This window comes from Bizionia gelidisalsuginis, from assembly GCF_008086185.1.
Classification (GTDB): Bacteria; Bacteroidota; Bacteroidia; order Flavobacteriales; family Flavobacteriaceae; genus Bizionia; species Bizionia saleffrena.
This window is the reverse complement of the sequence record NZ_VSKN01000048.1, coordinates 1-4,656: the sequence shown is the minus strand read 5'-3', so window position 1 is coordinate 4,656 and position 4,656 is coordinate 1. Positions and strand designations below refer to the sequence as shown.

Annotated in this window: 3 protein-coding genes; all 3 read left to right on the top strand. The window is 39.0% G+C overall.

Annotated features, from left to right (window positions below):
• The first annotated feature begins 361 nt into the window (after positions 1 to 361).
• The 3 genes from ES677_RS14845 (at position 362) to ES677_RS14835 (ending at position 4,081) form a co-directional block, all read left to right on the top strand.
• Positions 362 to 844, top strand: coding sequence for a UpxY family transcription antiterminator (locus ES677_RS14845; RefSeq protein WP_148381672.1), 483 nt, complete (start codon positions 362 to 364; stop codon positions 842 to 844).
• A gap of 731 nt (positions 845 to 1,575) precedes the next feature.
• Positions 1,576 to 2,718 (top strand): MraY family glycosyltransferase, encoded by a 1,143-nt coding sequence (locus ES677_RS14840; protein WP_148381671.1) that lies wholly within the window; start codon positions 1,576 to 1,578, stop codon positions 2,716 to 2,718.
• Between the two features lie 76 nt (positions 2,719 to 2,794).
• The gene (locus ES677_RS14835) at positions 2,795 to 4,081 is read left to right on the top strand and encodes a nucleotide sugar dehydrogenase (RefSeq protein WP_148381670.1); all 1,287 of its coding nucleotides are present in this window, start codon (positions 2,795 to 2,797) and stop codon (positions 4,079 to 4,081) included.
• Positions 4,082 to 4,656: the final 575 nt, after the last annotated feature.

The following is a 4,656-nucleotide window of genomic DNA, read 5'->3' as shown; positions in this document are numbered from 1 at the left end:
TTCTTTTTCTTTTTTGCATTGCCCAAAAAAGAAACAAAAAAGTCTAGGCTTACGACCCTCTATCTAAATTTATCATTCTGCCCCTAAATTTTAGGAACTCGCTAGAGTGATCTGTTATCAATTCCTATTGCATACTGTGTTTCTCGATGAGTATTTCTGCGGGGAGTGCTTATTTTGAAACACAGCGGCCAGCGGCCAGAAGCAACCGTTAGTTTGGGATTCACCTCTTTTAACCCATTAATTTCTGGTTACTTAGCACTCCGCCTACGGATAATACGTAAATGATATAATGTTAGTTATTGCTATGAAAGCGATTAGTCCTATTTTTACGTTACGATTGATAACCCTAAATGCGTACTAAATGCTGGAGAAAAAATGGTTTGTTTTATATGTGAAACTCAATCACGAGAAGAAGGTTGAAAAGCGCATTAATGCTTGGAGTGATGATATCGTGGCGTTTTGTCCCACGCGCATTGAAGAACGTGTTTGGAGCGATCGTAAGAAAAAAATAGAAGTCCCTTTATTGCCGCGAATGGTCTTTATTCACGCTACAGAAAAAGAACGTAACAGGGTTTTCGACATCCCTTTCACTATGCGGTATTTGTACGATCAAGGGGAGGCTGGTATTGTAAGAGATGTAGAAATAGCGCATTTAAAATCCATATTAGAAACGCCGAATATTACCTCGCATACAGTAGAAACATTTACACCAGGCGAAACACTTCAATTAGATACCTTTGGTCTAGAGAATCAAGAAGGAACTATTGTAAAAACTACCAAAAATAACCTTTGGGTTGTTTTGAGGTCTGTGGGATTTGTTGTAAAATTGCAAATTAATCAATAAACCACACGTTTTTTTAAACCATTGCAGTGAAAAAATAGTAAGATTTCAACTAAAAATCGCAAGAAGTAAATTAGTAATAGTACTCATCGCTGTAGACTATCCTACCTAATTTATCCCTCCTTCTTCCCTAACTCTAGTTTTTTGTTTTTCTAATGATAACGTCGCTGTTTTCATTAGGGAAAGCGCACTTATTTTTCAACCCTACAATCGTTTTAACTTTCAGTGGTTAGGATTGGGTTTCTTTTAGGGCACCGTTATGTGCTTTATTGAGCCTCTTTTTCGGGCATTTGTTATGTAACAAGTGACGGCGAAGCCATGGTTATAGCGCAGTTTTTAGACCTGCTATAGCGCCATTATTAAGGTATGGGCTTTTAAAAGTGTGAAGACAGCATTAGAATTCTAACCTTAAAGAAAGACGCTAATAAACCCGATCTATAATTCAAAATTAAAGAGACCTAGAAAAACAGTATGTCGTTAAGTACGTTACGATGTTTCGTTTTTAACACCCTATTTCAAGAAATAGTCGTCTTTTAAACGTTTTACTTACACCTATCACTTTTGTATTGAAATTAGTATTAAACCAGCTTATATTAGTAACGATTCATTGTGCCGTCCTTACCTACGGTGCTCCACATACCAGCGCATTTATGTTAACCCTTAGTCGTAAATACGCTTATTACCGCTTACCTAATTAACACATCGCTACCGTGATAACACACAATCCTTTATCAATGATTTTAGAAACGTTTCCCAAGAGCCACTCAGAGGTTACCGCTTTTTTAGTTGAGTTCAAGCTGTTATCTGCTTGTTGTACCCTATTATTTTCTTTGGTCGTCACCGTAATCGTGATGCCAAAAGTGATCTTAATCAGTAAAAAGAAAAATTTAACGGCGCAACCCAATGAGCGCACCTCCCATAAAGGTATTGTCCCTACTCTTGGTGGTATAGGTGTTTTTACCGGCTTGCTCTTAACGGCAAACGTCGCCGCTGTTTTATTCGCTAATTATAGTCAGTTAATCGATTTAGTAATATTTAATATTTTGGTATTGATGCTTTTATTAGTCGGTATTTCTGATGATATTATGACCATTGCCCCACGCCGAAAATTCTTTTTTCAGCTGCTTATCGCTTTTCTTTTTGTTTTAGGAACCAACATACACATTGATTCCTTTGGAGGGCTTTTTGGTATACAGCAACTTCCCGTGCTTTTTGCTATAGGTTTTTCTGTGTTTGTTATTGTTTTAATTATTAATGCCTACAATTTAATTGATGGGATCGATGGTTTAGCCGGAGCATTAGGAACCTTAATTTCGATGGTTATGGCATTGGTTTTCTTTTATAGTGACTACTTTTTTTATAGTCTTATCTCCTTATCACTGGTAGGAGCGTTGGTCGGTTTTTTGATTTATAATTTTTCATTGCGTCGGAAAATCTTTTTAGGCGACACGGGTTCTATGGTCGTTGGTTTTGTACTCGCCTTTCAAATTATTTTATATTTAGAACTTAGCGCTCAACAACCCGAAATGCTTGTGTTTAAAAATGCACCCGTGTTTGTTTTGGCCTTACTCTCCTATCCGTTAATAGATACCTTACGGGTCTTTTGCATTCGTATTAGAAATAAACGCAGTCCGTTTTCGGCCGATAGATGCCATATTCACCACCGTTTAATAGATCTTGGATTGCCTCACAAATGGGCCACCGTGTTTATTTCGGTGTACACCCTTATGGTTACTGTTTTAGCCTTTGCACTTAACGATTTACCCATACATACGGCTTTCGCCATTATGCTTCCTGTCGCTATGGTATTATTACTACTGCCGTTTACAGTACACCTTAACGACGGAAAGTTTAGTGTTGGGTTACCAGGTTTATAATACGATGGCTACCGAGGGCAGTACTAACCGCGATTACTTCAACATAAAATAAAATTAAAACGATGACATCACAACTATGAGAATAGCTATAATAGGTTTAGGTTATGTGGGCTTACCACTAGCACGATTGTTTGCAACGAAATATCCGGTTATTGGGTTTGATATTAACAGCGCCCGCGTTTTAGAATTGCAGCACGGTACAGACAGTACTTTAGAAGTAGAAGATACCGTTTTAAAAGCCGTTTCTGTAAGTGACCCAGAGGCACTATTGCAAGAGGACGGTGCGACGGGATTATACTGTACCACCACCCTAGAGCATATTGCTTCTTGTACGCATTATATTATTACGGTGCCTACGCCCGTAGATAAAAATAACAGACCCGATTTAACGCCCTTATTTAAGGCGAGTGAAACGGTAGGTAAAGTCCTAAAAAAAGGAGATACCGTTATTTACGAATCTACGGTGTACCCTGGGGCGACCGAAGAGGAATGCATTCCTGTGTTAGAACAGTTTAGCGGCTTAACCTTTAACACCGATTTTTTTGCCGGCTATTCTCCAGAGCGTATTAATCCGGGAGATAAAGAGCACACGGTAGACAAAATATTAAAAGTTACTTCTGGATCGACTCCAGAGGCCGGCCAACAAATAGACGCCCTTTATAAGAGTGTGATTACCGCTGGGACGCATTTAGCACCTAGTATAAAAGTGGCCGAAGCAGCGAAAGTTATAGAAAATGCACAGCGCGATATTAATATTGCCTTTGTTAATGAGCTTGCAAAAATATTTAACCGTTTAGAGATCAATACCAACGACGTGCTGGAAGCGGCAGCGACGAAATGGAATTTCCTACCCTTTAAACCGGGGTTAGTGGGCGGACATTGTATTGGTGTCGACCCGTATTACTTGGCGCAAAAAGCACAAGAAGTAGGGTATCACCCCGAAATTATATTGGCAGGGCGTCGAATGAACGATTCTATGGGGGCTTATGTCGCCTCAGAAGTTGTGAAATTAATGCTGGCAAACGATGTAAAAGTAAAAGGTGCTAACGTGTTAATGCTTGGTATAACTTTTAAAGAAAACTGCCCCGATGTGCGCAACACAAAAGTGGTAGATGTGGTTCGTGAATTAGAAACCTACGGAATGACGGTTACTATTTACGATCCGCTAGCCTCTCCAGCACACGTGCAACACGAATACCAATTACAAACCGTACAATCGCCGCCTAAAGGTCGTTTTGAAGCTGTGGTACTAGCCGTAGCGCACAACGAATTTTTAACTGCCGATTTAAATAGTCTGAAAGCCGAAAAGGGGATTGTTTATGATGTGAAAGGGGTTTTGGAAAATGCAGAGGGCCGTTTGTAATTTAATTAGGAAGTGCGCTATGTCTTTACCCCAACCCTAAAGGGAGGAAATTGAACGTAATTAGAACGTTTTACAATCTAATTTGTACCTAAATCTTAAATGGCCTACTTTTCGTAGGCGTAGCAAAACAAGTAAAAGCTGCAGCGGCTGGCAGTGGAGGATGGCCTAGTGCAGCGGTTGCCATCCGCACGATAAGGGTTTTACGCCGTTTTCAAGCGTACTAAAATCAGCCTAGATTTTTTTGGTTCGTTTTTTCATTAATGGAAAAAATGAACATTAGAAAGTGCATAGTGAGTGGTAAACAGTGAATGGTTTTGATTGTGGTTCAAATAGAGCCTATCTCAATTTTTTTACCCCAACGCTAAAGGGTGGGAATTGAACGTAATTAGATAGTTTTCTTTACTTTTTATAATTGTTTTAATTTTGGTTTAAATAGTGTGTGCTGGTGCTTTAAGATTGATCTGGCTTATTATTCTTTTTCTTTTTTGCATTGCCCAAAAAAGAAACAAAAAAGTCTAGGCTTACGACCCTCTATCTAAATTTATCATTCTGCCCCTAAATTTTAGGAACTCGCT

What these genes read in the sequence shown, in the direction of transcription:
- ES677_RS14845 (WP_148381672.1), top strand. Translation starts at nt 362, where the DNA reads ATGCTGGAGAAAAAATGGTTTGTTTTATATGTGAAACTCAATCACGAG.
- ES677_RS14835 (WP_148381670.1), top strand. Translation starts at nt 2,795, where the DNA reads ATGAGAATAGCTATAATAGGTTTAGGTTATGTGGGCTTACCACTAGCA.
- ES677_RS14840 (WP_148381671.1), top strand. Translation starts at nt 1,576, where the DNA reads ATGATTTTAGAAACGTTTCCCAAGAGCCACTCAGAGGTTACCGCTTTT.